Annotated in this window: 20 protein-coding genes; 14 read left to right on the top strand and 6 right to left on the bottom strand. The window is 73.7% G+C overall.

Annotated elements, in window-relative coordinates; genetic code table 11:
• Positions 1-19 precede the first annotated feature (19 nt).
• From Q7L65_RS12030 to Q7L65_RS12015, 4 genes are all read left to right on the top strand, one after another.
• Positions 20-1165, top strand: coding sequence for a response regulator transcription factor (locus Q7L65_RS12030; RefSeq protein WP_304721448.1), 1146 nt, complete (start codon positions 20-22; stop codon positions 1163-1165).
• Between the two features lie 130 nt (positions 1166-1295).
• Positions 1296-2117 carry a DUF4344 domain-containing metallopeptidase gene (locus tag Q7L65_RS12025; protein ID WP_304721447.1) on the top strand — a complete coding sequence of 274 codons (822 nt, stop codon included), beginning with the start codon at positions 1296-1298 and terminating at the stop codon, positions 2115-2117.
• 20 nt (positions 2118-2137) lie between these two features.
• Positions 2138-4525 (top strand): hypothetical protein, encoded by a 2388-nt coding sequence (locus tag Q7L65_RS12020; RefSeq protein ID WP_304721445.1) that lies wholly within the window; start codon positions 2138-2140, stop codon positions 4523-4525.
• 62 nt (positions 4526-4587) lie between these two features.
• Positions 4588-5595 carry a putative zinc-binding metallopeptidase gene (locus Q7L65_RS12015; protein ID WP_304721444.1) on the top strand — a complete coding sequence of 336 codons (1008 nt, stop codon included), beginning with the start codon at positions 4588-4590 and terminating at the stop codon, positions 5593-5595.
• Between the two features lie 15 nt (positions 5596-5610).
• Here Q7L65_RS12015 and Q7L65_RS12010 read toward each other — a convergent pair whose 3' ends face one another.
• The gene (locus Q7L65_RS12010) at positions 5611-7044 is read right to left on the bottom strand and encodes an MFS transporter (protein WP_304721443.1); all 1434 of its coding nucleotides are present in this window, start codon (positions 7042-7044) and stop codon (positions 5611-5613) included.
• Between the two features lie 111 nt (positions 7045-7155).
• On the opposite strand from Q7L65_RS12010, the gene Q7L65_RS12005 reads away from it, so the two are divergent.
• Together Q7L65_RS12005 and Q7L65_RS12000 are read left to right on the top strand one after the other, a co-directional pair.
• A complete protein-coding gene (locus Q7L65_RS12005) occupies positions 7156-7737 on the top strand; it encodes a TetR/AcrR family transcriptional regulator (RefSeq protein ID WP_304721440.1) in 582 nt (193 codons plus the stop codon).
• A gap of 126 nt (positions 7738-7863) precedes the next feature.
• Positions 7864-11049, top strand: coding sequence for a non-ribosomal peptide synthetase (locus Q7L65_RS12000; protein ID WP_304721439.1), 3186 nt, complete (start codon positions 7864-7866; stop codon positions 11047-11049).
• 62 nt (positions 11050-11111) lie between these two features.
• On the opposite strand, the gene Q7L65_RS11995 is transcribed toward Q7L65_RS12000, so the two are convergent.
• The gene (locus Q7L65_RS11995) at positions 11112-12428 is read right to left on the bottom strand and encodes a cytochrome P450 (RefSeq protein WP_304721437.1); all 1317 of its coding nucleotides are present in this window, start codon (positions 12426-12428) and stop codon (positions 11112-11114) included.
• 137 nt (positions 12429-12565) lie between these two features.
• Here Q7L65_RS11995 and Q7L65_RS11990 point away from each other — a divergent pair, with 137 nt between their 5' ends.
• Complete coding sequence (locus Q7L65_RS11990) at positions 12566-13225, top strand: TetR/AcrR family transcriptional regulator (protein ID WP_304721435.1); 660 nt, start codon at positions 12566-12568, stop codon at positions 13223-13225.
• A gap of 54 nt (positions 13226-13279) precedes the next feature.
• Here Q7L65_RS11990 and Q7L65_RS11985 read toward each other — a convergent pair whose 3' ends face one another.
• Entirely contained in the window at positions 13280-14173 is an 894-nt protein-coding gene (locus tag Q7L65_RS11985) for an SAM-dependent methyltransferase (protein WP_304721433.1), read from the bottom strand.
• Positions 14174-14243: 70 nt separating this feature from the next.
• Here Q7L65_RS11985 and Q7L65_RS11980 point away from each other — a divergent pair, with 70 nt between their 5' ends.
• Complete coding sequence (locus Q7L65_RS11980; RefSeq protein WP_304721432.1) at positions 14244-14843, top strand: TetR/AcrR family transcriptional regulator; 600 nt, start codon at positions 14244-14246, stop codon at positions 14841-14843.
• On the opposite strand, the gene Q7L65_RS11975 is transcribed toward Q7L65_RS11980, so the two are convergent.
• Entirely contained in the window at positions 14830-15453 is a 624-nt protein-coding gene (locus Q7L65_RS11975; protein WP_304721431.1) for a LysE/ArgO family amino acid transporter, read from the bottom strand. The two genes, Q7L65_RS11980 and Q7L65_RS11975, sit on opposite strands and share 14 nt — an antisense overlap.
• A 74-nt stretch (positions 15454-15527) precedes the next feature.
• Between Q7L65_RS11975 and Q7L65_RS11970 the strand changes: the two genes are divergently transcribed.
• The 3 genes from Q7L65_RS11970 (at position 15528) to Q7L65_RS11960 (ending at position 18092) form a co-directional block, all read left to right on the top strand.
• On the top strand, positions 15528-16409 hold the full coding sequence (locus Q7L65_RS11970; protein ID WP_304721429.1) for a LysR family transcriptional regulator ArgP: 882 nt from the start codon (positions 15528-15530) through the stop codon (positions 16407-16409).
• Positions 16410-16443: 34 nt separating this feature from the next.
• The gene (locus tag Q7L65_RS11965; protein WP_304721428.1) at positions 16444-17301 is read left to right on the top strand and encodes a hypothetical protein; all 858 of its coding nucleotides are present in this window, start codon (positions 16444-16446) and stop codon (positions 17299-17301) included.
• A gap of 575 nt (positions 17302-17876) precedes the next feature.
• Entirely contained in the window at positions 17877-18092 is a 216-nt protein-coding gene (locus tag Q7L65_RS11960) for a hypothetical protein (RefSeq protein ID WP_304721427.1), read from the top strand.
• An 89-nt stretch (positions 18093-18181) separates the two neighbouring features.
• On the opposite strand, the gene Q7L65_RS11955 is transcribed toward Q7L65_RS11960, so the two are convergent.
• Positions 18182-21142, bottom strand: coding sequence for an amidase family protein (locus Q7L65_RS11955; protein ID WP_304721426.1), 2961 nt, complete (start codon positions 21140-21142; stop codon positions 18182-18184).
• Positions 21143-21439: 297 nt separating this feature from the next.
• Here Q7L65_RS11955 and Q7L65_RS11950 point away from each other — a divergent pair, with 297 nt between their 5' ends.
• The 3 genes from Q7L65_RS11950 (at position 21440) to Q7L65_RS11940 (ending at position 24471) form a co-directional block, all read left to right on the top strand.
• Positions 21440-22645, top strand: a complete 1206-nt coding sequence (locus Q7L65_RS11950; RefSeq protein WP_304721424.1) for an acyl-CoA dehydrogenase family protein — start codon at positions 21440-21442, stop codon at positions 22643-22645.
• Entirely contained in the window at positions 22642-23709 is a 1068-nt protein-coding gene (locus Q7L65_RS11945; RefSeq protein ID WP_304721422.1) for a phosphotransferase family protein, read from the top strand. The genes Q7L65_RS11950 and Q7L65_RS11945 overlap by 4 nt, the downstream gene beginning before the upstream one ends.
• A gap of 102 nt (positions 23710-23811) precedes the next feature.
• Positions 23812-24471, top strand: coding sequence for a TetR/AcrR family transcriptional regulator (locus Q7L65_RS11940; protein ID WP_304721420.1), 660 nt, complete (start codon positions 23812-23814; stop codon positions 24469-24471).
• Positions 24472-24511: 40 nt separating this feature from the next.
• Here Q7L65_RS11940 and meaB read toward each other — a convergent pair whose 3' ends face one another.
• Complete coding sequence (gene meaB, locus Q7L65_RS11935) at positions 24512-25441, bottom strand: methylmalonyl Co-A mutase-associated GTPase MeaB (protein WP_304721419.1); 930 nt, start codon at positions 25439-25441, stop codon at positions 24512-24514.
• Positions 25442-25495 lie beyond the last annotated feature (54 nt).

The following is a 25495-nucleotide window of genomic DNA, read 5'->3' as shown; positions in this document are numbered from 1 at the left end:
CGGCTACGGTCTGACGAGCATGAGCGCGCGATCGCTGGTCACGACACGCCGCCTGGTCGAGCTCGTCGGCGACGCGCACGGGTTCGAGCTGCTGGAGGACTTCCGCGCCGGGATCCTCGAGCTGCTGCGGCGCGCGGTGCCGTCGGACTACGTCTCCTACAACGAGGTCGGCGAGGAGCCGGACGCCGTCTACGGCGCCTCCGACCCGCCGCTCGACGACGAGCAGCTGCGCCGCTGGGTCCGCGTCGCGCACGAGAACCCGCTGCTGCTCGAGCTGCGACGCACCGGCGACGGACGGCCGAAGCGCTTCAGCGACGTGATCGAGCGGGCAGCGCTGGAGCGGCTGGCGATCTACCGCGACTTCTACCGGCCGCTCGGGATCGAGTCGCAGGTCGCCTTCACGCTGCCGGCACGGCCGCCGCTGGTGATCGCGCTCGCGCTCAGCCGCGGCCCGGACGACTACGACGCGGACGAGCTGCTGCTGCTGACGCTCGCACGGCCGCACCTGATCCAGGCGTACCGCTCGGCCGAGCTGACGAGCGCGCGCGAGGCGACGTTGCGGGCGCTGGAGGACGGCTTCGAGACGCTCGGCCGCCAGGTCGTCGTGCTCGACCCGCGCGGCCGCGTCGAGTTCGCGACCCCCGACGCGCGCCGGCTGCTGGGCGCACGCTCCGGTCGCAGATCGCTCGATCCGGCGATCTACGCGTGGGTCGAGGCGCAGCGGGGCGGCGGCCGCGTCGCCGGGGCGCACGGCGCCGGCGGGAGCGGCGCCGATGCACACAGCGGCGCCGAACCGCTCGTGCTGCGCACCGCCGAGGCGACCGTGCTCGTGCGCCTGCTGCCGAGCCGCCGCTCGGACCGGCGCGACGTGCTGCTGATCGAGCGCGACAGCGGCGAGCTGACGACGGGCGCGCTGCGCACGCTCGGCCTGACCGCGCGCCAGGCCGAGGCGCTGCGCCTGCTCGCGCTCGGCCGCACCCCGGCCGACGCCGCGCGCGAGCTGGGGATCGCCCCGCGCACGCTCGACAAGCACCTCCAGCACGTCTACGCGAAGCTCGGCGTCAGCTCGCGCTACGAGGCGACCGCGACGGCGTGGGCGGCGGTCGGGGTGGGCGCCGTGCCGGCGGTGGACGCGATCGGCGCGGCGGACGCGCGGCGCGGCTGACTCGCGCGCCGCTCTCTGCGGAGCGCTGCGTCGTCCGCGCACCCGCCGCGGCCAGTCCCGCGGCAGCGTCGGCCGACGTTCTCGGCGCGGCGGCCTCAAGTCGGGGGCGGGCGGAGCCGACTGTCGGGGCATGCGCTTCCGTAATCTCGCCCGCGCGCTGCTCCTGTTTGCGGCCGTCGCGGCACTCTGCTCGGCCCTTGCCGGCTCGGCCTCGGCTGCCCCCGCCAAACAGGCCTTCACGCTCGAATGGGGCGAGTTCACCCCGGAGCACAGAGATATCGCGCAGACGCTCCAGCGCTCCGGCGCGATGGACAGCCTCGTTCGCCTCGTCAACAGACGCTACACGACCCCCCGCAGCATCCCGATCTACTTCTCCGACGAGCTCGACGTCGGCCCCGCGTTCCTGCCGGAGGTGACGCTGAAGGGCCAGAAGAAGCCCGTCAGCTTCATCCACTTCCCCGGCAGCTTCCTCGACATCGAGCTGACCGCGCTCGAGGACGAGCTGGGCAGGGGCGCGAAGAACCCGACGCCGCGCGAGGCGATGATCTTCGCGAACGAGTTCGTCGTCGCGCACGAGATCGGCCACGCGCTCGTCAACGTGCTCGACATCCCCATCACGGGTCGTGAGGAGGACGCGGTCGACGGCTTCGCGACCTACCTGCTGACGGACTCGCCGGACTTCGGGCCGCGCAGCGCCTTCAGCGCCGCGCTGCTGTTCGACGCGCTCTCGCGCGTGCAGGAGCCGGGCGAGAGCGACTTCGCCGACGAGCACTCGCTGCCGAAGCAGCGTGTCTACCAGTTCCTCTGCTGGATCTACGGCAGCAACACGAAGCGCTACCGCTCGCTCGTCGGCGAGAACGGCCTGACGAAGGCGCGCGCGCCGCGCTGCAAGGACGAGTGGAGACAGGTCAACCGCTCCTGGTCGCGCCTGCTGGCGCCGTACGCCCGCTGAGTCGGACGAGGACGATCGAGATGCGCTTCCACTCCGCCCGCGGCGCCGCCGCGCGCCGGATCGCGCGGCGCTTCGGCGGCGCGCTCGCCGTCGTCGTCGTCGTCGCGGCGCTCGGCAGCTCGCAGGCCGCCGCATTCGGCACGATCGAAGGCTCGCTCGGCCAGCACAGCGAACATGAGCGCATCACGCGCCTGGCGCTGCAGTGCGGCAGCGTCGCCGGCGGACCGGACGTGCAGCCGCCCGACTGCTTCCAGCCGGTCTCGCTCGACAACCTCGCCGGGCAGTCGCGCTCGTTCGGCGCCGTCGGCGCGCCCGACGACATCCCGATGCACCTGAACAGAGATCGCGACTACTGGCACTGCGACAACGCGGACTGGGTCGACGCGAGAACGCACGGCCTGCCGGGCCCCTACCCGCAGGAGCGCAGAACCGCGCTCGACAAGCTGCGCGCCTGCGTCGAGTGGGGCAGGGACAAGCTCTACGACGGCGGCGAGGATGCCTGGAGCTTCCCGACCGCGACGCCGCAGACGGGCGCTGTGGCCGAGGCCAGAACGCTGATCAAGGCCAGCGGCCGCGTCGACGACTCCAACCCCGGCGTCGGCCGCTTCAGCCCCGACTGCACCTACAACGGCGTCCTCAGCCGGCGCGTCAAGTGCAACGTGCTGGAGCCGTTCGGCTACGTGCTGCACATGGCGGAGGACTTCTACTCGCACACGAACTGGGCCGACCTCCAGGACCCGACGAAGGCGCTGTCGCTGACGAACCCGATCGGCCTCGGCAAGCGCGAGATCGCGAGATTCCTCGACCTGCGCGCGCAGTGGACGGCGCCGGAGGCGGTGCCGGCCGACTTCACCTCCAGCTGCTATCCGAAGAAGGAGTGCGCCGGGCGCGTGATCCACGGCGAGTCGAGCAAGGACCTCGGGCTCAACAAGGACAAGGGACTGATCGACACCACCACCGGCGCCGTCAGAGAGCCGACCACGCCGCGCGGCCAGATCGTCGTCGACGGCGTCTCCAACTTCAGCCGCGCGGTCACGCTGGCCACGCGCGAGGCGAGACGGCAGTGGAGCGTCTTCCGTGCCGAGCTGGCCAGACGCTACGGCCTCGCGGACGCCGCGAAGATGATCTGCGCGCTCGTGCTGGACCGCTCCGAGACGTGCGACACGCGCAACGTCGTCGTCTCGATCAACTACGACCCGACGGCCGAGGGCTACCAGCTGGCGCCGGGCGAGGACGGTTCCGCCCGCCGCTCGCCCGTGGAGGCGGCCGCCGCCGCGCTGATCGACCGCTTGGGGAAGAGCGACCGCGTCGCGGTCATCACCTCCGACAGCGCGACCGGCGAGCAGGACGTCGACCCCTTCGTCGCGCCCGCGCAGGCGCAGATCGACGATCCGCGCGAGGGCGACCCGGCGCCGGACCCGTCCGTCGTGGACGACGGCAGACCGCGCAAGGGCGCCGACCCGACGGTGACGCCCGAGCCGGAGCCGTTCGTCGCCGAGCCGAGTCCCGAGGGCGACTACACGCACGGCAGCGAGGAGGGCGCGCAGGAGAACGAGGAGACCGACGCGAGCCAGGCGGCGCCGCCGGCGCCGGCGCTGGCGCCGGACTCGGCGCCGGTGGTCGGCGATGACGGGGAAGACCGTGCGGGCGACGGCGATCGCCTCTCCGCCGACGACGCGGTCCGGGACGAGCCGACTACCGCCGCGGCGCGCCTCACCGAGCCGGCGCCGGCCGCGCGGTTCGTCGCGGCCGCCTTCGCCGCGCAGGAGCGCGGCATCGCCTCCACGACCGCCGCCGCGCTGCGCAGCGTCGACGGGCTGCTCGGCAACGCGGACCTGCCGCGCGGGCAGCAGGGCGCCGTGCTGATCACCGACCGCGTCGGTGACGTCGCTGCGCTGGTCGCGCGCGTGCGCGCCCTCGGCGAGGCCGGTGCCGTCGTCTCGCTGGCGATCTTCGGCAGGGAGTCCGCACCCGCTCCGGTGATCGCCGCGGTCGAGGCGACCGGCGGCGCGGTGCTCGCGACGCGCAGCGCGCGCGAGCTGCAGCGTTTCGCCGCGGTCGCCGACCGCGCCGGGCTGACCCGCCTCGGCGAGGTCTTCCCGGAGCAGGGCACGCCGCTCGGCGGCGGCGCCCCGGGCGTGCTCGGCGTGACCGGCTCCGGCCACGACGAGCACGACGTCGGCACGCTCGCGCGCCGCGCGCAGCTGACGGTGCGGACGCTCGACGGCCCGCTGCGGATCCGCGTCACCGACCACGTGACGCAGACGACCGTGCGCGTCACCGCCACCAGACGTCGCCCGGCGAAGGTCGCGCTGCGACCCGACGGCGACTACGGCGTCGAGGTCGCGGGCCGCTCGGGCCGTCGCTACGAGGCGGCGGTGCGGGCGCTGAAGGCGCCGCGCCGATGAGCCTGCCGCGTGCGCCCGTGTCGCCGCGGCGGGGCGCCGCCGCGGCGAGTAGCGTGGCCCGTGTGCGCAACTTCAGCTGCCCCCACTGCCGGCACGTCGTCTACTTCGACGCGACCAGCTGCGTCAACTGCGCGACGGCGGTCGCGTTTGACCCGGGGGCGCGCGCGATCGTGCGCGCGTCGAGCGGGAGCCCGTGCGCCAACGCGCGGATCGCCGGCTGCAACTGGGTCGGGCGCGCGCCGGGCGCGCTGTGCGAGAGCTGCGCCTACACGCGCACGCGGCCGGCCGACGGCGACGTCGCCGGGCTTGCCGCGTTCGCGCTCGTGGAGGCGGCGAAGCGACGGCTGCTGTTCGAGCTGATCGAGCTGGGGCTGCCGCTGCGGCGCTTCAGCGACGGTCCCGGCGGGCTCGGCTTCGACCTGCTCTCCAGCGCGTACGAGCCGGTCACGACCGGCCATCAGGACGGGATCGTCACGGTCGACCTGGCGGAGGCCGAGCCGTCGTACCGCGAACGGATGCGGGTGCAGCTCGGCGAGCCGTACCGGACGCTGCTCGGGCACCTGCGCCACGAGGTCGGGCACTGGTACGAGACGGTCCTCGTCGCGGAGGGCTCGCCGCAGCAGGAGGCGTGCCGGCGGATCTTCGGCGACGAGCGCGCCGACTACCAGGCCGCGCTCGACCGCCACTACGCGCACGGCGCGCCGCGGGACTGGCGCGAGCGCTTCGTCTCCGCCTACGCGTCGATGCACCCGTGGGAGGACTGGGCCGAGACGTTCGCCCACTATCTCCACATCAACGACGCGCTGCGGACAGCCGCCGCATGGGGCGTGCGCGTCGACGGTCCCGCCGCCGGCCTCGCCGAGCAGCAGCCGCTGCAGTCCGACCCGCCCGACGCCGACGGCGACATCAGCGAGCTGCTGGAGGCGTGGATCCCGCTGACGCTCGCGCTCAACGCGATCAACCGCAGCATGGGCGTCGACGACCTCTACCCGTTCGTGCTCGGCCCGGCGGTGCAGCGCAAGCTGACGTTCGTCGACCAGCTCGCGCGCGGCGTAGCGCCCGGAGCTTGACCGTCCAACTCGTCGCTACGCCCGCGCCGGCGCCGCCTCCACGTTCGCCGGCACCGCCTGGGCGGCGGGGCGGCGGGGGACGTAGAGGGAGGCGAGCAGGGCGAGCAGGCAGGCGATCGCGGAGATCGCGAAGGCGGTGGTGAAGCCGCTTTCGGTCGGCGAGCCGGAGCCGACGACGGTGCCGGCGATGACCGCGGCGCCGATCGTCGAGCCGATCGCGCCGCCGATCGTGCGCATGACGGTGTTCATGCCGGTCGCGACGCCGGTCTGCTGCGGCGGGACCGCTTCGACGATCAGGTTCGCCAGCGAGGCGAACGCGAGGCCGATGCCGATGCCCATCAGGCCGGCGCCGACGTAGATCTCCCACTTCTCCGCGTGCAGGAACGCCAGCATCGCGAAGGAGATCGTCGTCACGAGCGCGCCGAGCATCAGCGGCACGCGCGAGCCGAGCGTGTTGGAGAGGCGGCCGGCGAGCGGGCTGACGACCAGCATCATCACCGTCGAGGGCAGCATGAACAGACCGGCCTGCGTGACCGACGCGCCGAAGCCGTAGCCGGAGCTGACCGGCTCCTCGACGAACTGCGGGATCAGGATGAAGGAGCTGTACATGCCGGCGCCGATCAGCAGCGCGGCGGCGTTGACGGTCCAGACCCCGCGGATCCGCATCATGTTCATGTCGACGAGCGGCTCGCCGGCGGCCTGCTCGTTGCGGACCCAGACGAACGCGATGACCGCCGCCGCCACGATCAGGCCGATCACGCGACCGCTCGTCCAGCCCCAGTCCTGTCCCTCGCTGACGGCGACCAGCAGGCAGACGAGCCACGCCGACAGCAGCGCGGCGCCGACGTAGTTGATCTTGCCCGGCGTCTTGACGGGCGATTCGGGCACCCAGAAGATCGCCGCGACCAGCGCCAGCGCGACCGGGATCGCAGGGATCCAGAAGAGCCAGTGGTAGCTGAGGTTGTCGACGATCGGGCCGGCCAGCACGATGCCGAGGCCGCCGCCGATGCCGAGGATCGCCGAGATCAGCGCGATGCCGCTGGCGATCCGCTCGCGCGGGAACTCGTCGCGGATGATCCCGAACGCGAGCGGGAAGACAGCGCCGCCGACGCCCTGGATCACGCGACCGAGGATCAGCACGTTCAGCGACGACGCGAGCGCCGAGACGACGCTGCCCGCGACGAGCAGGCCGAGCGTGACGATCAGCATCCGCTCCTTGCCGAACATGTCGCCGAGACGACCCGCGATCGGCGTGAAGATCGAGGTGCTGAGCAGGAACGCGGTCAGCACCCACGCGACGCCGGTCGGGCTCGCGCCCAGTTCGCGCTGGATGTCGGGCAGGGCCGGCGCGACCATCGCCGACATCAGTGCGTAGGCGAGGCCGGCGATCGCCAGGACGGCGAACGTCAGCCCGTAGTGCTGACGGTCGGAAGCGTGGGAGGAAGTCATCTGGGCCTGAGTCGGGAGCAGTTGTCAGCGCCCGATGTCATCCGGCGCTGACAAAACGTACCATGATGGATCGAGCCGTATCCGGGCCTGCCAAGATCAACAGCGACTCCCATGTCCAGCACCACTCGCCGACCACACGACGCCGAGGCTTCCCGCCGGGCGTTGCTCGACGCCGCCGCGCAGCTGTTCCAGGAGCGCGGCTACGAGGGCGCGACCGTCCGCGAGATCGGCGAGCGCGCCGGCGTCGACGCCGCCCTGATCGCGCGCTACTTCGACGGCAAGGAAGGCCTCTATCTGGCCGCGCTGGCCGACGAGCGCTACTCGCCCCCGCACGCGCAGGTCGGCGAGGGCGACCTCGCCGAAGTCACGCGGATGCTGTTCGAGCACTGGGACGAGAACGGCGCCAGCCCGGCCGTGCGCACGATCATGAGCCCGACGCCGACCGCCCAGGCGCGCGAGCAGGTGCGTGCGATCTTCGGCCGTGTGCTGCTCGATCCGCTCGCGGAGCAGCTCGGCGAGCGCGGCCTGAGCCATCCGCGTCGCCGCGCCGAGCTGCTGCTGGGCGCGCTCGTCGGGATCCAGACGCTGCGCCTGAACGGCATGCTCGGCGAGCTGGAGGGCGCGTCGACCGCCGAGCTGCTGGAGCTGCTGGAGCCGATGGCGCGGGCGCTGCAGTCGCCTGAGCCGGACTGAGCGCGCCGCCGTGCCGGCCGCTGCGCCGAGCGGTGCCGCGACACCGTTCAGGAACGCCGGGCGCGCGCCGATAGTGGTTGGGACGAGCGCCGACCGCCCGGCGACCCCACCACGCAGAGGATCTCGATGCCGCAGCCGACGCCGCCCGACGCCCGCTTCAACGACGACTCCGCTGCGTTCCCGCTCGAGCGGACCGTCGTCGAGCTGGTCGCCGAGCACGCCGTTGCCACGCCCGAGGCGCTCGCGGTCGACGACGGCCGCAGCAGGCTGACCTACCGCGAGCTGGACGCGCGCGCGAACCGGCTCGCGCACGTGCTCAGCGCGCACGGCGCCGGCGACGAGCGCTGCGTCGCGATCTGCGTCGGCGCCTCGACAGAGATGGTGCTCGGCGCGCTCGCGACGCTGAAGGCCGGCTCCGCTTACGTGCCGATCGACCCGGACTACCCGCAGGAGCGGATCGCGCTGATCCTGCAGGACACCGATCCGGTCGCCGTGCTGGTCGACGAGACGACGCCGCAGGAGGTGCTCAGATCCGCTGCCGAACGCGCGATCCACCTCTCCGCGGAGCCCGAGGAGCACGACGCCGCGGGGCGCACCGCCGACGTCCCGCCGCCGCATCCCGCCGGGCCGCGCAACCTCGCCTACGTCGTCTACACGTCCGGCTCGACCGGCCGGCCGAAGGGCGTCGAGGTCGAGCACCGCTCGCTCGTCAACCTCACGCACGCGCTCGCGCTCGACTGCGGCTCGACCGCCGCGGACCGCTTCGCGCAGACGGCCTCGCCGGCCTTCGACGCGACCGTGATGGAGATCTGGCATCCGCTCGTCGCCGGCGCCTCGCTGCACATCGCGCCGCGCCCGCTGCGGCGCGACCCGCGCGCGCTGGTCGAGTGGATGGCGCAGCAGGAGATCACCGTCACGATGGTCGCGACGGCGCTCGTCGCGATGCTGTTCGGGCGCGGCGAGCTGTACCGGCGGCTGCCGCGGATGCGCTGGCTGTCGACCGGCGGCGCGGCGCTGCTGACGCGCCCGGCGGCCGACACGCCCTACCCGCTCGTGAACATGTACGGGCCGACCGAGACGACCGTCGTCGCGACGCAGGGGATCGTCCCGCCGGTCGGCGACGCGCCGCCGACGATCGGCCGTCCGCTCGCCAACACGCTGATCCACATCCTGGGACCGGAGCGCGAGCAGCTCCCGCTCGGCGCGCGCGGCGAGATCTGGATCGGCGGCGCCCAGGTCGCGCGCGGCTATCGCGGCCGGCCGGACCTGACGGCGGAGCGGTTCGTGGTCGATCCGTATGCGCGTGGGACGAGCGGCGTGGACGGCGCGGGAGCGGGCGGCGCGGCGGATGTGCCGCGCATGTACCGCACCGGCGACGTCGGCTGCTGGCGCGAGGACGGGGAGCTGGAGTTCCACGGGCGGGCCGACGACCAGATCGAGCTGCGCGGCTACCGGATCGAGCCGCAGGAGGTCGAGGCGGCGCTGACGTCGCTGCCCGCGATCGTCGACGCCGTCGTGGTGGCCGTCCAGCACGGCCGCCGCGGGCACCAGCTGGCGGCGTACTACACGGCGACCGAGCCGCCGCCGGCCGTCGCGGAGGTGCGCGCCCATGCGCGTTCGATCCTGCCGCAGTACATGGTCCCGACCACGTTCACGCGCGTCGCCCGCTTCGAGCTGACGCCGAACGGCAAGATCGACCGCAGAGCGCTGCCGGCGCCGACGCTGCGCCGCGTCGACCTCGACGGTGACTACGTCGCGCCGCGCACCGCGCGCGAGGAGCGCTGCGCGGAGCTGTTCGCGCAGCTGCTGGAGCTGGACGCGGTCGGGATCGAGGACGACTTCTTCGCGCTCGGCGGCGACTCGCTCGACGCGGTCGAGTGCGTCGGCGCGCTGTCGGACGAGCTGGGCCGGGAGCTGCCCGTCCAGCAGCTCTACCACGCCCCCACGATCGCCCAGCTGCTGGCGGCGGTCGACGGCGACGGCGAGCGCGCCGCGGCGATCGACTGGGCGGCTGAGATGGAGCCGCGGCTGGGCGAGGTCGCGGCGGTCCAGCGGGTCGCTGCCGCGACAGGCGCAGCTGTCGAGACGGCCGGCGCGGCCGAGGCGCGCGGCGCGGCTGGCGCGGCGCGCGGCGCCCGCTCGGTCCTGCTGACCGGCGCCAGCGGCTTCCTCGGTCCCCACCTGCTGGCCGAGCTGGCGGCGGCGACCCGCGCCGAGGGCGGCCGGGTCTTCGCGCTCGTGCGGGCGCCGTCGGCGGCGGCGGGGGCGCAGCGGCTGCAGCGCTCGCTGCTGGCCGAGCGGCGCGACCTGTCGGCCGACTGGGAGCGGATCGTCGTGCTGCCGGGCGACCTCGCGCAGCCGCGCTTCGGCCTCACCGAGGCGGCGTTCGTCCAGCTCGCGGGCGAGCTGGACGCGATCGTGCACAGCGGCGCGATGGTCCACCACCTCTACGACTACGGCCGCCTGCGCGCCGCGAACGTCGAGGGCACGCGCACGGCGCTGCGGCTCGCGAAGCTGGCCGGCGGGATTCCGCTGCGCTACGTCTCCTCGATCTCGACCGCGCTGGAGTTCGAGCGCGGGCGGCTGGTCGAGCGCGCCGATGTGGCGACCACGCCGCCGGAGGGCGGCGGCTACGCCGAGACGAAGTGGGTCGCCGAGCGGATGGTGCTGAAGGCCGCCGCCGAGGGCGTCCCGACGGAGGTCGTGCGGCTGCCGCGCGCGATGGGCGCCGAGCATTCGGGGGCGACCTCGACCCACGACGCCGCCGTGCGGCTGATTCGCGGCTGCATGGAGCTGGGCGCCTATCCGCAGTGGAACGGCTGGGAGCCGTGGGCCCCGGTCGACGACCTCGCCGTCGCGCTCGCGCACGATCCGTTCGGGGTGGGGGCGGCGCAGGCCGATGTCGCGCCGGAGGACACCGCCGCGGTCGGAGTCGCGCCAGCGGACACCGCGCCGGCCGGAGCGGGCGCCGTCGTCTACCCGCCTGCCGCGATCGCTCCGTTCGCGACCGTCCTGCGCGCCGTCGCGGCGTACGGGTTCGAGCTGGAATCGCTGCCGCTCGCGGCGTGGCGGCAGCGGCTGCACGCGGCCGGCGCGACGAACGCGGCCGCGGCGGTCTTCGCCGAGTTCGGGCTCGACGCCGACGGCGGCCCGCAGCTCGGCGGCGACGTGCCCGCCGGGCGGCAGTGGGACCTGACCCCGCGCCTGCCCGGTCCCGACTCGCCGCCGGTCGACGCGCAGTACGTCTGGCGGATGCTCGACTACCTCGTCAGCGTCGGCTACCTGCCGCAGGCGGGCGCGGTCGCCGCGTAGCGAGCGAGCTGCATTCCGTCACACCGCCGCACTGAATTTCGCTCGTTGTGGAACGCGCCAGGCTAGCGGGCGACGAGCTGGCGCGTCGGCGCCGTGCGATCCTCCTGGAAGGTCGTCCGCCGGCTCAGCACGACGCGCGCGCCGTCGCCGGGCGTGATCGTGATCATCCGCCGGCGCGTGCCCTGTCTCGGGCCGGTCGCGGCGACGGTGAAGCGCTGCGACGCGGCGCGCAGGACGAGCCGCATCTCCAGCAGCGCGAAGCTCGCGCCGAGGCAGCGGCGCCGGCCGCCGCCGAACGGCAGCCAGGTGTAGGTGCCGGGCTTGCTGGCGAGGAAGCGCTCGGGGCGGAACGCGTACGGGTCCGGGTAGATCTGCGGATCGTGGTGGACGAGGTAGGCGCCGCCGATCAGCACGACGCCCGCGGGATAGGTCCAGCCGCCGATCGTCACCTCCTGCTTGACCAGCCGCGGCTCCGGGTTCGGCAGCACCGGCCGGCGCCGCATCACCTCGTTGATCGTCGCGTCGAGGTAGTCGTCGCCGTCCTCCGCGGCCTCCGCGGCGAGCCGCTCCTGGACCTCTGGCGAGCGCGCGAGCTGCTCGAACGCGAAGCCGAGCGAGGAGGCGGTCGTCTCGTGGCCGGCGACGAGCGCGGTCACCAGCTCGTCGCGGATCTCCTCGTCGGTCATCGGCGAGCCGTCGGAGTGACGCGCGGCCAGCAGCATCGCGAGCACGTCGTCGCGCTCGGCGTCCTCGCGGCGGCGTTCCTCGATCAGCGCGAACAGCTCACGGTCGACCTCGGCTCTGGCACGCTCGAAGCGGCCGAAGGTGCCGCGCCCTCTGAGCAGTCTCTGCGCCTGCGGCAGCAGCGATATCGGGCTGTCGCCGAAGCTCAGGATCGCCGGCAGGCGATCGCGCAGCAGGTCGAGCCGCTCGCCCTCGTCGAGCCCGAAGACCGCGCGCAGGATGATCTCCAGCGTCAACCGCTGCAGCCGCGGGTGCAGCTCGACCGGCGCGTCGACAGGCCAGCCGTCCAGCTCGCGCTCGGTCAGCTGCTGCATCAGGCCGGTCAGTCGCTGCATGCGGTCGCCGTGGAAGGCGGGCAGCATCAGCTTGCGCTGCTCCAGGTGGGTCGCGCCGTCGAGCAGGATCACGGAGTTGGGGCCGACGATCGGCTCCAGCAGGCGCGCGCCCTCGCCCGGGTGCAGGACGTCCGGCGGCGCGGTGAACAGCGCTCTGAGGTCGGCGGGGTCGGTCAGGACGACGAACGGCGGCTGGCCGGCGAGCCGCATCGTGAAGCGGGGGCCGTAGCGTGCGCGCAGGCGCTCGGTGTAGGCGAGCGGGCGCGTCCACCAGCCGATCGTTTGCAGTGCGGCGGGCATGCGCGATCCGGGGGGCAGCTTGGCCTGCATCTCGTCGTCCTTCCTCGCTAGGGTCAGAGCGTGCCGGCGAGTATATGTACTGATGAGTATCTGTCAAGTAATCCGGTGTATCATCGGATGCGCCGGGCGGTGCGCTGATGCCGCGCGGTGAGTTCGATCGCAGTGCGCGCAAGGCGGCCACGCGCGCGAGACTGCTGGAGGCGGCGGCGCGCGTCTACGCGGCCCGCGGCTTCGCGGGCGCGACGCTCGACGACGTCGCCGAGGAGGCAGGGCTGACGAAGGGCGCCGTCTACGGCCACTTCGGCTCCAAGGACAACCTGCTCGTCGCGCTGATGGAGGAGTACGTCGCGGCCGAGATCGCCGAGCAGGTCGCGCTGTTCGACCGCGACGAGACGACCTGGAAGCGCCCGTTCGTCGGCAGCGACCGCTTCATGGACGAGCTGGAGGAGGCGCCCGAGGCGTTCCGCCTGCTGGTCGAGTTCTGGCTCGTGGCCAACCGCGACGAGCGCCTGCGGGAGCGCTTCGCGGCCGGCTTCGAGGCGCTGCGCCAGATGTTCGCCGCGTTCTCGCACGAGAGCGCCGCCGACGCCGGCCTCGAGCCCTCGGCGGCGCTGGAGCGCAACGTCGGCAACGTCGCCGTCGGCCTCAGCATCGGCCTCGGCATGGTCCGCCTCGCCGACCGCGACAGCGTCTCCCCGTCGCTGCTGGGTACCGCGCTGTCGGTCTTCATCCGCGGCATCGAGCGCGATCCCGAACTGCGCGCCGACGTCGCGGACCCGGACGCGCGGCGGAGCTGAGCGGACTCGCTCGCGGCGGCGAGCGCGATGCGGACGGGTTCGCGGCGCCGTGGATCAGCTGACCGCCCGACGCCTCGCCCGCAGCAGCCAGGCGCAGGCGTCGCCGACCGCGGCGCGGTCGAGCACCGCCGGCAGCGGGCGGTCGACGGCGGTCGCGAGCGCGCGTGCGTCGATCGCCTCCGCCGCCCAGCCGTGCGCGTCGAGCCAGGCGAGCGGGTCGTCGAGCGTCGAGCGCCACGAGGCGCCGCCGGCGTCCAGGACATGGCCGTCCGCGTCGGACTCCGGCGGCCGCGTTCCCGCCGCCGGGACGTGCTCCGCGAGCAGCACGCTGCCCGGCGCCGACAGCGCGCCGACCGTCTCCAGCAGGCGGTCGTTCTCGTCAGGGGCGAGGTACATCAGCAGGCCCTCGGCGAGCCACGCGGTCGGCACGCTCGCATCGAAGCCCGCCGCGGTCAACGCGGCCGGCCAGCCGGTGCCGGCGAGGTCGGTGGCAAGGGTGGTGCGGTCGCACGCGGCGACCGCGCCGGCGGCGCGCAGCAGCGGTTCCTTGACGGCCAGCAGCGTGGGCACGTCCAGCTCGAACAGGCGAGTTCCGCGCGGCCACGCGAGCCGGAACGCGCGCGTGTCGAGGCCGGCGGCGAGCAGCACGAGCTGGCGCACGCCGGTCCCGCGGGCGGCGGCGAGCAGCTCGTCGTCGAAGCAGCGGGTGCGCAATGCGACGTAGCCGTGCATCAGCGGGACCTGTTCGCCGAGCGGCAGCGGCGCCGTCGCGCCCGGCGGAGTGGCGGCGGCGAGGAAGCCGGCCGCGAGCGGGTCGGCGAAGAGGCGGTCGCCGCGCGCCGACTCGACCGCGCGCTCGTGCGCGATCGCGACGGCCGTGGCGGCGACGGCGGGCAGCTCGGCGATGCGGCTGATGGCGGATGTCGGCTCCGGGGAACTTGGCGACATAGTGTCGCGATCATAGCGACAGATCGTCGCGATGTCGCTGCGACGGCGCCCGCCGTACTCTTGGCGGGCGATGCCGCGGATCGATGCCGACACCGTCCAGGAGCACCGCGCGCAGCAGCGTGACGCACTGCTCGACGCGGCCGAGGCGATCCTGCTCGCCGACGGCTACGAGGCGCTCTCGTTCGCCGCGCTCGGCGCGCGCACGGGGCTGGCGCGCAACTCGATCTACCGCTACTTCGACTCGCGCGCCGCGATCGTCGTCGAGCTGTGCGAACGCGAGCTGCCGGACTGGATCGAGGAGATCGACGCGGCGCTCGCAGCCGCTCGCGGCGACGGCGCGCGCGCCGCGGCGTACGTGCGCGTGCAGTTGGAGATGGTCGCCGGCGGTCGCCACCGGCTCGCGCAGGCGCTGGCGCACGCGCCGCTGCCGGCCGACGCGCTCGCCCGCATCCACGCGCTCCCCGACCGTGCGGCCGAGCGGCTGCAGGGTGCGCTCGCAACCGCCGGCCACCCGCGCCCGCACGTCGCCGCGCAGCTCGTGACCGGCGCGCTGAACGCCGCGATCCGGCTGCTGCACGACGGCGAGGACGCCGCCGTCGTCGGCGCGATCACGGCCGCGACGGCGCGCCAGGTCGTGCGTGTCGCGGCGGACCCGCCTAGAACGCGCTGATCGCCAGCGAGACGCCGAGCGCGAGCATGATCGTCGCGATCACGGCGTCGAGCACGCGCCACGCCGCCGGCTTGGCGAACAGCGGGCGCAGCGCGGCGGCGCCGTAGCCGAGCGCGGTGAACCAGACGACGCTGCCGGCGCCGGTGCCCGCGGCGAACCACCAGCACTCGGCCCCGTGGGCGTTGGCGGCGGTGCCGACGAGCAGGACCGTGTCGAGGTACACGTGCGGATTCAGCCACGTCAGCGCGAGCGTCGTCCCGAACACGGCGAGCCGGCCGTGCTGCTCGCCGCGCTCGGCGATCTCGAGCGTCTCGCCGTGCAACGCCCGGCGCGCGGCGATGACCGCGTAGGAGATCAGGAAGATCGCCCCGCCCGCACGCGCGACGAAGCTCAGCGTCGAGGAGGTCGCCAGCACCGCGCCGGCGCCGCCGACCCCCAAGGCGATCAGCGCGACGTCGGAGGCGGCGCAGGTGACGACGACGATCGCGCGGTGCTGACGCAGCAGCCCCTGGCGCAGCACGAACGCGTTCTGGGCGCCGATCGCGACGATCAGGGAGAGGCCGAACGTGAGGCCGGCGAGAGCGGCGAGGAGCGCGTCGGAGGAGAGCATCGGGAGGCGGATGGTGGGCGATCGGCCAACAGAAGACCAACGAAAGTTCCTGCTGTACCTGTAGCGTTGCTTCAGTGGACTTCGACGCCCAGCAGCTGCGCGCGCTCGCGGCGATCGCCGCGGGCGGCTCGCTCGACGCCGCCGCGCGGATGCTGCACGTGACGCCCTCCGCCGTCAGCCAGCGGCTGAGGGCGCTGGAGGGCGCCGCCGGCCGCGTGCTCGTCGTCCGCTCGCGGCCGATCCGGCTGACGCCCTCCGGCGAGGCGCTGCTGCGACTGGCGCGGCAGATCGCGCTGCTGGAGGAGGAAGCCGCGCGCGAGCTGGCGGGCGGGCGCGACGCGTCGGAGCGCGCGATCCTGTCCGTTGCCGTCAACGCCGACTCGCTCGCGACCTGGTTCCTGACGGCCGTCGCGCCGTTGGCCGCCGCGGTCGAGCTGCGGATCCATCGCGAGGACGAGAGCCGCACCGGCGACCTGCTGCGCAAGGGCGTGACGATGGCGGCGGTGACGACCGAGCGCGAGCCGCTCGCCGGCTGTCGCGTCACGCCGCTGGGAGCGATGCGCTACCGGCCGATGGGGTCGGCGGCGTTCGCCGCGCGCTGGTTCGCCGGGACCGACGCCGACGCCGCGTTCGAGCGCGCGCCGATGGTCACGTTCGACGACGAGGACGAGCTGCAGCACCGCTTCCTGCGTCATCGCGTGGTCGACGTGTCGCCGCCGTTTCACCGCATCCCCTCCTCGGCCGACTTCTTCCGCGCGATCCAGCTCGGCTTCGGCTGGGGCCTGGTTCCGGAGCTGCAGGCGGCGACCGCCGATGGGCTCGTCACGCTCGCCGACGAGCACTTCGACGTCCCGCTCTACTGGCAGCAGTGGGCGCTTGACACGGCCTCGCTGACGCAGCTGTCGGAGGTCGTCGTCGCGGCCGGGCGCGCCGCGCTCGTTCCGTGGTTTGACTGATGCGGTCGCACGCGCGGCTTGGTTTCGTCACCTTGTGCGCAACCGCAAGCTCCGCTCCCTCGCCCTGACCGCCGCCGTCGCGGTCGGCGCAACCGCCGCACTGGTCGCTGCTCCGAACGGCGGTGCGGCCAGACGGCCCGACCTCTCGAGACTGCCGAGAGCTCCGAAGCTCACGACGTACACCGCGACGATCGACGTCGCCGGCTACATCGACGTGAAGTCCGAGCGCGACTCGACCAACAGATGCAGCCCGGGGCAGGACGTGACGATCGAGTTCGAGAGCGCGTTCGAGCTGGGCCGGCCGAGAAGAACGACGATCTCGATCCTCAACGGGATCGTCGCCGGCGGCTCGGTCGCGATCGCTCCCGGCGGCGTCACGCACAAGGGCACGGTCGCCGCCTACCGCGAGACGAACTACTGTCCGCCGACGAAGCCGGCGACGCTGAGAGCGCCGAGATGCACGAGCGGCAAGGGCAGACTGCTCGTCTCGTTCGGGACGATGGCCAGCGAGGTCCCCGGACGCGACGAGGAGCTGGCGCCGCTGGCGCGCGGCGTCGACATCGCGATCGGGCGTGTCGGCGGCAGAGTGCAGGACCCGTCGTGTCTCACCTACCTGACCTCCGGCCTGCGCCCGGCGCGGCCGAAGGACGGCGCCGAGCTGAGCGTCTTCGAGACGCCGGCATCGGCCGTGGTGCTGCCGCTGCGCGCGAACGACGTCGACTTCGCGCACCTCGCGAGCGGCGCGACGCTGAGACGAGTGATCACGCTCGACGGCGCCTGCGACCACGTGCTGATCGGCAGAGCGCCGCCGGCCGAGGCGAGCGACGGCGGCGAGCGCTCGAAGTGCACGGTCAGCGGCAGGGTCTACATCTCGATCAGGCGGACGAGCTGAGCGAGCGCGGGTGCGACGGCCGCATGGCCGTCGCACCCGTGGGGCTCTGCTCGTGTGATCAGCCCGCGGCGTCACCCTCTCTCACCCTCCGCGTGTGATGCCCGCTCACCCGCCCGCGCGGGATGCTCGCGGCGGCAACGGTTCCGAGCGCGGGAGGGCGATCGCGGCGTGGCTGACTTCAGAGGCACGATCAGACTGGACATCCGCGACTCAGTCTCGTTCAGCGTGCTCGGCGAGGTCGTGCTCGACGACGCCGACGCGCACGGCGTGATCTGCGCGCAGGAGTCGGTCGGCCAGTACCGCGAGTCGCACGGGAGGGCGGATCGTGAAGGTCGAGATCGCCGCGGGCGACGACGGCTACGTCGACCTGGAGCGCCAGCTGCGGGCGGCGCTGGCGCGCGACTGACCCCGCCGGGCGCGCGGCCGTCCGTCCGCTCTGGCGGATGCACGGCCGCGTACGCGTTACAGTCAAGGCACGGTCGGGCGTCCGCTCGGCCGACAGACGTGTTCGCTTTTCGCTGTCGTTGCCCTCCCGCACCCTCCGCGTCTCGCACGCACCGATCCCTGGGAGACGCATGGCGTCAAACGGCAAGAAGAAGACGACGATGGCGAAGATCATGCGCGAGAACAAGCTGCGCGAGCGCAGACTCGACAAGCTCGCCCGCAAGGACGCGCGCAAGCGCGAGGCGGCGCTGGGCCCGGCGCCCGAAGCCGACACCGACGCTGACGCCGCCGAGGACGACACGGCGAGCGAGCCCGGCGAAGCGCAGCTGGCGCAGCCGCTGCAGTAGCAGCGCCCAGCACCCTGGCGCGTCGTCCGCGCTCGACGGCGCGCGGCCCCGGCCGCCGCTGCGACCGGGGCACCGCGCTCACGACGCGGTCAGTGCGACAGTCGCACCGTCCGCGTGACCTTTCTGCTCGTGCTCGCGCCGACCGGCGTCAGCACGAGCGTGACGCGTCTCGCGCGCTTCAGCCGTGCGCGGTTCGCTCTCGACGGCGCCAGCGCGATCACCGTCGTGCGCCCGGCCTTCAGCGTCGTGACGCTGCGCGCGACGGTCCGTCTGCCGAGCCGCAGCGTCAGCGAGAGGCCGCATGCGGTCCCGCCCGCGCAGCGCACGGAGACGCGCACGCGGCCCTTCGCGTTCAGCGTCAGGCGCGACGAGCGCAGGCTCAGCGCGCCCGCTCTGGCCGGCACGGTGACCGTTCTCGCCGGCGGCGCGGGCGGGGCCGGCGGGGCCGGCGGCGTCGGGCCGCTGATCGGCGGCGCCGGCTGCTCGATTCTGATCGGCTGCGGCGTCGCGTCGGCGTCGTAGGTCAGCGCCGGCAGGCCCGTCGGGGCGACGTGGCCTCTGCCCTGCTGCTCGAACGCGTACGCGAGCCCGATCAGCTTCTCGTCCTCCCACGCACGACCGAGGAACTGCATGCCGTTCGGCTCGCCGTAGGACGACATGCCGGCCGGGACGATCACGTCCGGCAGGCCGGAGATCGAGCTGGTCTCGCACGAGCCGCCGCCGGTGTACAGCGAGCCGTCGTTGTCAGGCAGGTCGGTCGTGACCGACGGGTAGACGACGGCGTCGACGCCGGCGCCGTTCATCCAGCCCTCCAGTGCGGCGGCGAATGCCTGCCGGCGCGTCTCGTACTGCTGCACCTGGTCGGGCGTCAGCCCGGCCGTCTGCGTCGTGAGGCGGTTGTACGGGAGCGTCAGCGGGCTGTTGCGGATCTCCAGGCCGGATCTGACCGGCGCGTCGGGGTGAGCCGCGACCCAGCGGTTCAGCGACTCGATGAACTGGTTGCCGCGGTAGCCGGTGTCGGCCACGCCGCTGATCGGACCGGGCGTCGGGATCGCCGACATCACGACGACCTCGGCGCCGGCCGCTCTCAGCACGGCCAGCTCGGCGAGCATCGCGTCGCGCTGGTGCGTCGTCCCGAACGAGTCGCTGAACATCGCCGGGTCGTAGCCGATCCGCTTGCCTCTGAGCGCGTCGGGGTCGAGCGCGGCGGTGAAGTCGGCCGGACGGCGCGCGTCCGCCTCCGCGGTGATCGGGTCGGCCGGATCGGAGCCCGCGGTGATGTTGAGGATCGTCGCGAGGTCCGTGATCGAGCGCGTCATCGGCCCGCCGGTGTCCTGGAACATGCTCAGCGGCAGGATCCCGCTCCGGCTGGTGAGGCCGTAGGTGGTGCGGATCGAGGCGAGGCTCTCCGTCCCCGAGGTGCCGATCAGCGAGCGGCAGGTGTCGGAGCCCATCGCGAAGCCGGCCATGCTGGCCGCGCCCGCCGCGCCTGAGCCGCCGCTGGATCCCAGCGACGTCTTCGACGGTCTGAAGGCATGCCAGGTGGTGCCGAAACCGCTCTCGCTGAACGCGCCGGAGTAGGCCAGCTCGGACAGGTTCGTCTTGCCGATCAGCACGGCGCCGGCTCTGCGCAGGCGATCGACCTGGAAGGCGTCTCTCTGCGGGACGTAGCCCTCCAGCGTCAGTGTGCCGCCGGTCGTCTGCATGTCCTTCGTGTCGTAGTTGTCCTTCAGCGCGACGGGGATCCCCAGCAGCGGCCCGGTGCGGCCGTCGGCGCGCTCCTGGTCGGCCTGCCTGGCCTGCGCCATCGCAGTCCTCGAGACGGTGATGAACGCGTGCAGGCCCCACTGGCCGGTGTCGTAGGCGGCGATCCGGTCGAGGTACCCGCGCGTGATCTCCTGCGAGGTCGTGACGCCGGACGTCATGTCGGCCTGCAGCTGCACGATCGTCTTGTCGACGACGTCGTACGGCGAGGTGGTCGTCGGCGCGGGCTGCTGCGGCAGCGGTCCGACCGACGGGTCCGCGACCGTCGCGCAGTCGGCCGGGTCGAAGCCGGCGATCGCGAGGCTGTCGACGTCGAGGTTGTCGATCGCGCAGATCTCGGCGGTCGTCATCCCGCTCAGGTCAGGCGCCGCAGCGAGCGTCTCGACGGTCGATCTGACGGCCGCGATCTGCGTTCCCGCGGCCGGGATCGCGGGCGCGCCGGTGACGTTGCGCGTCTCCGAGAGGCCGATCGCGACGAAGTGGACGAGCGACTTCGTCTCGCCGGGCTGCAGCGTCAGCGCGTGGCGGTAGCCCTGCAGGTTGGCCTCCGGGCCGCCGGCGGGCAGCGGTGCGTCGAACGGCGAGAACATCGCGTTGCTCATCCCGGCCAGCGCCCCGGCGAACGGCGTCGGCGAGCCGAAGACGATCCCGATCGGGCCGGATCTGGTCGGGCCCGACGTCGGCGTCGTGGCGGCGGCGGTCGGCGTCGCGATCACGGCCCACGCGTCGTCGCCGCCGATCGCCGTGTCGCCGCTGGCGGTCGCGGCGATCTGGATCTGCGAGCCCGGGGTCGCGGAGTACTGCCCGAGCGCGCCGCCGAAGACGACGTCCAGCGTGCGGGCCGTGCGGCCGCGGTTGGCGAAGGTGTCGGTGAAGCGGCCCCAGTCTCCGTCCTTGTCGATATGGATCGCGCGCGAGATCGCGACGTCGCCGAGTGGCACGGCGGTCGTCGTGCGGAAGTCCTCGCCGCCGTCGAAGCGCAGGCCGTAGCCGCGCACGAGCTGGTCGTTGCCGCGCGGCGCGGCGCCGTCGCCGACGCGCACCCGCACGCGGATGCCGCCGAAGCCGGACGGCGCCGAGGAGCCCGACTGCGTAGCGCGGATCGCGCCGGTGTCGAGGCCGGGTGCCGCGGCGTCCTGAATCTGCCACGAGGTGCCGTTGGCGGTGGTGACGTAATTGAGCGCTGACGCCGGGGTGGCGCCGAGCAGGCAGGCGGCCGCCGCGGCGATCAGCCCGCCCGCTGCCGGCGCGAGCCGCCGGGTCCTTCTGGAACGTGCGGTGTGCACGGAGATGCTCCATCCTTCGAACGTCGGGGGGGTTGGAGGCCGACCGTAGTCCGCGACCGACCGCTTTCCCTCCGCCCGGCGTCGGAAATCGGAGCATCTCGGGTCTCGCTTTTTGTCCCTTGCGTCCCCGCAAGCCATCTGTTAACTCAGCGCGGGGCTTTCCAGCGGGGAGTATCAGCCAGTGAAATGCACCGTCGGTCGACGCGTCATCGGTCGTACCGCGACAGCGGCGCGCAGCATTCACGCGGTGCGCCCTTCTTCGTGCCAGCTTGCTTGCGCGCATGTAAGATCGTGACGATGACGACTTACTCCAGTGATGGGACGCGCGCATCGGGAGACGTGCGCGCACTGCAGGAGCGCGTGCGGGCATTCGTCAACGAGCGGGTGATCCCGCTCGAGGTCGCGTGCGAGCACGACCCTGGCAGCGGTTCTGCGGCTGTTTTCCCGCCCGCGATCGCGCGCCTGCGCGACGAAGCCCGCGAGCAGGGTCTGTGGAACCTCTTCCTGACGCACAGCGCGGCCGACTACGCGCCGCTGTGCGAGCAGATGGGGCGCAGCCTGCCCGCGCCGCACGCCTTCAACTGCGCCGCGCCCGACACCGGCAACGCGGAGATCCTGCACCGCTTCGGCACCGACGAGCAGCGCGCCGTCCACCTCGATCCGCTGCTCGACGGCCGCACGCGCAGCTGCTTCGCGATGACCGAACCCGACGTCGCCGGCTCCGACCCCGTGTCGATCGAGACGAGCGCGACGCGACGGCCCGGCGGCGGCTGGACGATCGAGGGCCGCAAGTGGTTCACGACCGGCGCGCAGGGCGCGGCGACCGTGATCGTGATGGCGGTGACCGACGCGTCGGCGCCGCGCCACGAGCGCGCGACGCTGTTCGTGCTGCCGGCGGACACGCCCGGCGTGCGGATCGTGCGCTCGATCCCGGTGCTGGGCCACGACGGCTTCCCCGGCCACTGCGAGCTGCGCTTCGAGCGCTGCGTCGTTCCCGACGACGCTGTGCTCGGCGAGGTCGGCACGGGGTTCTCCGTCGCGCAGACGCGCCTGAGCCCCGGCCGGCTGCACCACTGCATGCGCGCGATCGGCCACGCCGAACGGGCGCTGGAGCTGCTGTGCGAGCGGGCCCGCGCGCGGGTGCTGCGGGGCCGCCCGCTCGCCGATCGTCAGCTCGTGCAGGAGCTGGTCGCGCAGTCGCGCGTGGAGATCGAGCAGTCGCGGGCGCTCGTGCGCGCCGCCGCGCAGCGGCTCGACGCCGTCGGCGGCGCCGAGGCCGCGCCGCTGATCTCGCTCGCGAAGCTGTCGGCGCCGGCGACCGCCCAGCGCGCCGTCGACCGCGCGATCCAGGTGCACGGCGCACTCGGCGTCAGCGGCGACTCGCCGCTCTCGGCGCTCTCCCGCGACGCCCGCACGCTGCGGCTCGTGGACGGCGCCGACGAGGTTCATCTGACGGTGGTCGCGCGGGCGCAGATGGCCGGCGAGTGGGCGAGCGCGGCGTGAGCGGCGTCAGCGACGTCGTCGCCTCGCGTGCCGAGGCGGCCGCGCTCGACGTGCCGCCGCTCGTCGTGCTCGAAGGGCTCGCTCCGTGGGTGCCCGGCAGCGGAGAGATCTCGGTGCGGCGGATCGGCGACGGGCACTCGAACGAGACCTTCCGCGTCGATCGCGGCGACGGCTGCTGGATCCTGCGCCGGCCGCCGCGGCCGCCGGTGCCGCCGTCGGCGCACGACGTGCGGCGCGAGCACGCGCTGCTGTCGGCGCTGCACGCGCTCGGCGCACGCGTCCCGCGGCCGGTGGTTCTGTGCGACGACGAGCGCGCGATCGGGGCGCCGTTCTTCCTGATGGAGTTGGTCGACGGCGTCGTCGTGCTCGACAGGCTGCCGCCCGCGTTCGACGATCCCGCCGGCTGCCGCGCGGTCTGCGAGCAGTTCGTCGACGGCCTCGTCGAGCTGCACGCGATCGATTGGCGCGGCAGCGCGCTGGAGCGGATCGGCCGGCCGCACGGCTACCTCGAACGGCAGCTGCGGCGCTGGCAGTCGCAGTGGGAGCACAACCGCACCCGCCCGCTGCCCGCGCTCGAAGAGGTCGCGCGCCGGCTGGCAGCCGACCCGCCGGTGACACGTGAGACGACGGTCGTGCACGGCGACTACAAGCTCAACAACATCCTCTTCTCGACGACCGCGCCGGTGCGGCGGCTGGCGACGATCGACTGGGAGCTGGCGACGCTCGGCGACCCGCTCGCGGACCTCGGCTTCCTGCTCGCCACCTATGTCGCGCCCGGCGACGTGGTCGACCCGGTGCTCGGCTTCTCGGCCGCGACCGGTGGCGAGGGCGGGCTGTCGCGCGCGCAGCTGGTCGAGCGCTACGCGGCGGGCAGCGGCCGCTCGGTCGCGCGCGCCGAGTGGTACGAGTGCCTCGCGCTGTGGAAGCTCGCGGTGCTGTTCGAGGGCAGCTGGAAGCGCCACCTCGCCGGCACGACGGTCGACCCGTTCTTCGTGCTGCTGGAGGAGGGCGTGCCGCGGCTCGCGGAGCGGGCGCTCGCGCTGTCGGACCGGGGCGGGGTGTAGACCTCCCGGACGACGAACGTGTGCGCCGGGAGAGCGGCGACGCTGCTTTGATCTACGCCGACGTTCGGCACGCGCGTCAGGGGCAGGTGAGGAGGCATCCAGATGCAGGACGACGAATCACAACTGAAGACCAGCCTGTCCCGCGAGGAGATCCTCGCGGAGTCGGTCGGCGCCTTCTCGCGCAACGGCTACCGCGGGACCAACCTGCAGGACGTCGCGGAGGTGCTCGGCGTCACGCGGCAGGCGATCTACTACCACTTCCGCAACAAGCACGCGATCCTGCTCGCGCTGTTCGAGAGCTTCTTCGACCGGCTCGGCGAGGGCGTCTACGAGGCGCGCGCTGCGCAGCCGGATCCGGCGCTGCAGTTCGAGGCGATGCTGCGCGCGCACATCGTCACGGTCGCGCGCCATCCGGAGATGTCGTCGGTCTTCACGCGCGAGTTCGAGAGCCTCGTCCCGGACGAGCGCAGCAAGATCCAGCAGCGGCGCAGGCTCTACCAGGGGATGTTCTCGGAGTCGCTCGCGGCCGCTCAAGCGGCCGGTCGCGTGCGCAGAGACCTGCCCGTCGGACCGACGATGTCGCTGCTGTTCGGCGCCGCCAACTGGACCTTCCGCTGGTTCCGCGAGGACCGCGGCGAGATGTCCGCCGAGCAGCTCGCGGAGATGATGATGGACCTCTTTCGCAGCGGGTTCGGCGCTGACGAGGCGCCAGCGGCACGCGGCAACGGCAGGCGAGCGGCGAGGGTCGGCAAGAAGCGGTGAGCCGGTCGCCGGCTCGCGGTGGGGCGCGGCGCCGAACGCGTCAGCTCGTGCTGAGCAGCTCGCGCGCGGCGGCGCGGGTCGTCGTGCGTCCGGCCGCGACCGCGGCGGCCGCCTCCCGCAGGCCGTCGCCGCGGGCCTGCACCGCCGCGACCGCGTCGGCGGCGACCAGCTCGAGCAGCTCGTGCTCGACCGCGGCCGCGCGGCGGGTGCGCAGCGCGCCGGAGGACTCCGCGACGGCGAGCTGCTGCTGGGCGGCGTCGCACAGCGCCGCGGTTCCCTCCTCGCGCAGCGCCGAGCAGACGACGACGTCGGCGGCGACGGTCGCGCGCAGCGCCCGTGCGAGCTGCTGCGCGGCCGACGGGTCGCGGTCGGACTTGTTGACCGCGTAGAGGTCGCCGGTCTCCAGCAGGCCGGCCTTCGCGAGCTGCACGCCGTCGCCGTTGCCGGGCACCGAGACGACGATCACGCAGTCGGCGACGCGCGCGACCTCGATCTCGCTCTGGCCGACGCCGACGGTCTCCAGCAGCACGACGTCGAAGCCGGCCGCGTCGAGCAGCCGCGTCGCCGCGCGCGTCATCGGCGCGAGCCCGCCGAGTCGCCCGCGCGAGGCGATCGAGCGCACGAACAGCCGCGGGTCCGGATCGGCGCGCAGCCGCGTGCGGTCGCCCAGCAGCGCGCCGCCGCTGAACGGACTCGACGGATCGACCGCGAGCACCGCCACGCGCCGCCCGCGCCGGCACAGCTCCGCCGACAGCGCGTCGACCAGGCACGACTTGCCGGCTCCGGGCGGCCCGGTCAGCCCGACCGTCCGCGCGTGCCCGGTCGCCGCCGCGCTCGCGGCACGGTCGAGCGCCTCCGCGTCCGCCTCGCCGCGTTCGAGCACGGTCAACGCACGTGCGAGCGCACGCGTCGAACCATCGCGCGCCGCGTCGAGCAGCGCCGCGGGCGAGAGCGTTGCTTCGGTGGTCATGCGGCGGTCTCGCGAGCGGACGGCGACACCGCGGGCGGCGCGGCGAGGGGGATC

Source organism: Conexibacter sp. CPCC 206217, from assembly GCF_030646165.1.
In the GTDB taxonomy this organism is placed as follows: domain Bacteria; phylum Actinomycetota; class Thermoleophilia; order Solirubrobacterales; family Solirubrobacteraceae; genus Conexibacter.
This window is presented reverse-complemented; position numbering and strand designations above follow the sequence as displayed.

What these genes read in the sequence shown, in the direction of transcription:
- Q7L65_RS12030 (WP_304721448.1), top strand. Translation starts at nt 20, where the DNA reads ATGAGCGCGCGATCGCTGGTCACGACACGCCGCCTGGTCGAGCTCGTC.
- Q7L65_RS12025 (WP_304721447.1), top strand. Translation starts at nt 1,296, where the DNA reads ATGCGCTTCCGTAATCTCGCCCGCGCGCTGCTCCTGTTTGCGGCCGTC.
- Q7L65_RS12020 (WP_304721445.1), top strand. Translation starts at nt 2,138, where the DNA reads ATGCGCTTCCACTCCGCCCGCGGCGCCGCCGCGCGCCGGATCGCGCGG.
- Q7L65_RS12010 (WP_304721443.1), bottom strand. Translation starts at nt 7,044, where the DNA reads ATGACTTCCTCCCACGCTTCCGACCGTCAGCACTACGGGCTGACGTTC.
- Q7L65_RS12005 (WP_304721440.1), top strand. Translation starts at nt 7,156, where the DNA reads ATGTCCAGCACCACTCGCCGACCACACGACGCCGAGGCTTCCCGCCGG.
- Q7L65_RS12000 (WP_304721439.1), top strand. Translation starts at nt 7,864, where the DNA reads ATGCCGCAGCCGACGCCGCCCGACGCCCGCTTCAACGACGACTCCGCT.
- Q7L65_RS11995 (WP_304721437.1), bottom strand. Translation starts at nt 12,428, where the DNA reads ATGCCCGCCGCACTGCAAACGATCGGCTGGTGGACGCGCCCGCTCGCC.
- Q7L65_RS11990 (WP_304721435.1), top strand. Translation starts at nt 12,566, where the DNA reads ATGCCGCGCGGTGAGTTCGATCGCAGTGCGCGCAAGGCGGCCACGCGC.
- Q7L65_RS11985 (WP_304721433.1), bottom strand. Translation starts at nt 14,173, where the DNA reads ATGTCGCCAAGTTCCCCGGAGCCGACATCCGCCATCAGCCGCATCGCC.
- Q7L65_RS11980 (WP_304721432.1), top strand. Translation starts at nt 14,244, where the DNA reads ATGCCGCGGATCGATGCCGACACCGTCCAGGAGCACCGCGCGCAGCAG.
- Q7L65_RS11975 (WP_304721431.1), bottom strand. Translation starts at nt 15,453, where the DNA reads ATGCTCTCCTCCGACGCGCTCCTCGCCGCTCTCGCCGGCCTCACGTTC.
- Q7L65_RS11960 (WP_304721427.1), top strand. Translation starts at nt 17,877, where the DNA reads ATGGCGTCAAACGGCAAGAAGAAGACGACGATGGCGAAGATCATGCGC.
- Q7L65_RS11950 (WP_304721424.1), top strand. Translation starts at nt 21,440, where the DNA reads ATGACGACTTACTCCAGTGATGGGACGCGCGCATCGGGAGACGTGCGC.
- Q7L65_RS11940 (WP_304721420.1), top strand. Translation starts at nt 23,812, where the DNA reads ATGCAGGACGACGAATCACAACTGAAGACCAGCCTGTCCCGCGAGGAG.
- meaB (WP_304721419.1), bottom strand. Translation starts at nt 25,441, where the DNA reads ATGACCACCGAAGCAACGCTCTCGCCCGCGGCGCTGCTCGACGCGGCG.